Annotated in this window: 2 protein-coding genes; both read left to right on the top strand. The window is 54.2% G+C overall.

Going from position 1 to position 3,687, the window contains the following annotated elements; translation table 11 throughout:
- Positions 1–1,128: 1,128 nt before the first annotated feature.
- A complete protein-coding gene (locus VAE55_RS07375; RefSeq protein WP_322815147.1) occupies positions 1,129–1,359 on the top strand; it encodes a hypothetical protein in 231 nt (76 codons plus the stop codon).
- A 1,179-nt stretch (positions 1,360–2,538) separates the two neighbouring features.
- Positions 2,539–3,375 (top strand): GNAT family N-acetyltransferase, encoded by an 837-nt coding sequence (locus VAE55_RS07370; protein WP_322815146.1) that lies wholly within the window; start codon positions 2,539–2,541, stop codon positions 3,373–3,375.
- Positions 3,376–3,687 lie beyond the last annotated feature (312 nt).

The following is a 3,687-nucleotide window of genomic DNA, read 5'->3' as shown; positions in this document are numbered from 1 at the left end:
GCGACGCGTCAATCAATGGCGCGGCATGGTGGGGCAACCGGTTTGGCAACGGAATGATTACGAACACATTATCCGCGATGAAAAATCCCTGTAACGTATCCGGGAATATATCGCCGCCAACCCGAACCAATGGGCCGCGGATCACGAAAACCGTAGGGGCGGGTTCCGAACCCGCCCCTACCGAACCCGCCCCTACCGAACCTCCCATCCGTGTCTTTCAGATAATCCCCTCGGATTGTTGCAGAGGAGATAGATAGTCACGGTTCACCGCATATCTGATGATAGGTAGCGATTCCATCGCATCACTCAAGATTTGATGTGATACACACTTTTTTGATTCTCTGATCTCCTGTGCATTCATGCCGGCACCTTCGGGGATGGACCGCATACGCGAGTGTATGTAGGAGGTAGAGTTTAGAGATACGCTGAACGCCCGCACCACCGGTCCCTCTCCCGCAGCGCGGCAGAGGAGAGAGATGAAGTAGATGCTGTGTTAGCTCGCATATCTGGTTCGTCTCTGAAGCATAGTCGGAAACTGCAAGCCTGCACCAGGGCATCCTGATACGCTAGATGGTGGGCTGGCTTATCTATGCTGTCCGTTCCTGAACGTGTGTGGGAGAGGGACGCTCAGAGGCATTCGCTGCGCCATCCTGATACAAGAGATGGTGTGTTAGCTTATCTATAATTGTCCACTCTTGAAGTTGTCATCGCAGGGCAGTGAATTGTCACTTCCTACCGGGAAGTATAACATCGTGATCTTCCTGATCTCTGCACTCATTCCAACCACTACCCATCCACGTCTACACCTTGCCAATCCGCGCTCTGTTACTGATACGGTCCTTACCTGTGCAGCGTAGGTACAGAATACCGATGGGTAGCAGCCCAGCAAGAGCGATGATCATCGATGGTACGTTCGTGACCGTTTTCCATTAGATCGGTGCCCATTCATGTTCGGTGAACGAGATCAAACTATTCAGCCTTCTCCGCGCTGGTTATCTGTTGTAATTTGTGCAAAATATACAAATCAAAACTCTTGAAATTGTGCATATTGTACGATATGATGAAAGCGCAATCGGCAATGAAGTCGTCGCGACGAAGATAGTCTTGATAGATTAAAGGAGTACAACTATGCGCAACGGAACATTTGAGCAACTCACCGTCGAAGAAGTCTTGCAGACATTTGGCCCTGAAGCTCGCGCCTTTTTGCGTGAGAATCGGATTGATCGCAGCAACCTGCGCTTTGCCGATGCCTGTGCCGCTGCCAGCGTCACTCCTGACGAGTTCTTCGCGCAGCTCGATGCCGGTATGCGTCGGCGTGCCGCTCGCACCGCCCGGCACAGTGTTGAGGAGTATGCCTGACACCGGTTCTTACCAATACACCTGATCTGACCGACGCCACCAGCGTCGGTTTTTTTATTATGTTCGGAATACGAATGTTGTCTCACCAACAGATAAAACAGATAAAAGATGACAGTCACCTTGTTACTTGCCGGTTACTGTTGCTCTGCTTCCAGAGGTGATGTGTAATATGCTCCCGCTCTAGCCTGTCCCGTTGGGTTGGGAAGCAGAGCATGCAAGCTTGCGGGAGATAGCGTTTGCTGATGCCTTGAGCGTCTTCACCTATGGCCCTCTCCCGCTGCATGCTTTGCATGACCCATACCTGTATTGTTACCCTCTGCGCTCATTATTGGGTACTATCCTATCTTGTGCGCTCCCCTCCATCAGCCCGGTAATCGTAAGTATCACGGACGGGGTGCGGAGTCTACAGCGACGCCTTAGAACCTATCCGAAACATCGCTTCTGAGCACTTTTCAGCTTGTACCGCAGGCTTTAGCCTGTAATGCACCGCCTGAAGGCGGCGGTACAAACTGTGTCGCAGGCTTTAGCCTGTAATACCCCACTTTTCGGATAGGCTCTTAGACAGCAGTGATACGTCGTTAACGATGCGAATCATACGGAGGACGTCTGACCGCGTTGCTGGCGGAAGGGGCGCCGTGGCAGGGTATGGGGCAGGCAGGAAGCCTGCTCACTATTGCCCACGCCCGTCACCTGATGGTGGCAGAGGGGATGCCCGTACGCGAGCTAGAAGCCGCTACCCTAATCGTAACCTGCCAACGGCGTAAGCGGCAGACGGATGCTCACGCCACAAGAAGTCCGTCCCGTAGGGTACAGCATCGATGTTGCGCTGAAAAGGCAGCAGAGCACCGAGGAATGAATAACCGAAGGAACCCGATAGCGATGCACCGTATCTATCACGATGTGCTATGATGCATCATAGCGATAACCATGCGACGTATAAGTAATAAAAAGCGCCAGGGAGCGAGTCGCTGAAGGTGTCAGCAGTGCGTGTTGTTTCAGATGGTGGGTGAGCCGGATGCGCACTCCCATGGTTATGGTTATGGTTATGGTTGGACAGTTGGCTATGCTGGCGCTAATTCCAGATGTGGTGTTACGCATACAATGTCACCCAATTTGACGTTACAATATGATCGTTGCCTTGCTGGAGACATAGGCGCCGAAAGGATTATCAACAACCGTATGACTCTCGACATTGCCATCATCCCCGCCGCCGATTGGCCAGCTCTCGTTGAACTCTTCGAGCGTTGCAATCGCGCTGATAACATTGAATTGCCGGTATACCTTGATGGCGATTGGACGCCGACAATGGCTGCGGCCCGGATCGGCGAGACGCTGGTGGGTGGCGTGGTGATGTATGGCTATTTCGCTATCGAAGCAGTGATCGCCGTCGATCCTGCCTGGCGCCGACGCGGGTTTGGTCGTCAATTGATCGAACAGATTGAGCGCTGGGCCTATGCGCGTGGTGGCAACTGGATTGCATTGGCTGATGAAGCAGGGTCCTGTGTGGCTCCATTTGTGGCTGCACTCGATCTCCATCGGCTGAATGTCGAAGTCGAATTGCAGCTCGATCCGGCACAACTGCCGCCACTACCCGAAGCGCCTGATGACTGGCAGGTGCGTCTGGCTGAAAAAGACGATGTTGCTACGCTGACCTCGATCATTGTCGGTGCGTTCGGTGATCCGGTCGAACAGGTGTCAGCCTTTGTGTCTGATCGGATTACTCATCCCCGCCATCGCTTCGTTATCGCTGAAATGGCCGGGCAACCGGTGGCGGCATTGCGACTGTTGCGGGCCGAACAGACGATCATCATTACAACCTTTGGTGTGCGTCGTGATTTACAGGGGCGTGGATATGGCAAATTGCTGCTCCTGACGACTCTCCATCGCTTGCAGGCAGCCGGTTATCAAGACATCCGCATCGAAGTCGAAGAGCAGAATACTGCTGCCTATCATCTCTACCGTTCGTCCGGCTTTGTGCCCCGTCGTCGTCTCGGCCAGTATGGCAGACCCCGGTAGCCGGATAGGTTCCAGATAGGTGCCCACCGGGAATACCACGGATATTCGCAGATGAAGCGGATATTCGCGGATTACCCCACCCTGCGGAAAACCAGTGCTTCCAATCGATCCGTGCGCATCCGCCCAACCCGCACGCATCCGCGTCCCACCGGCAATCCCCACCCTGCGGAAAACCAGTGCTTCCAATCGATCCGCGCACATCCGCCCAACCCGCGTCCATCCGTGTCCCACCGGCAATCCCCACCCTGCGGAAAACCAGTGCTTCCAATCGATCCGTGCGCATCCGCCCAACCCGCACGCATCCGCGTCCCA

Origin of the sequence: Chloroflexus sp., from assembly GCF_034432675.1 — a bacterium.
GTDB lineage: Bacteria > Chloroflexota > Chloroflexia > Chloroflexales > Chloroflexaceae > Chloroflexus.
The sequence above is the reverse complement of the archived record's forward strand: the minus strand, read 5'-3'. Positions and strand labels throughout refer to the sequence as shown.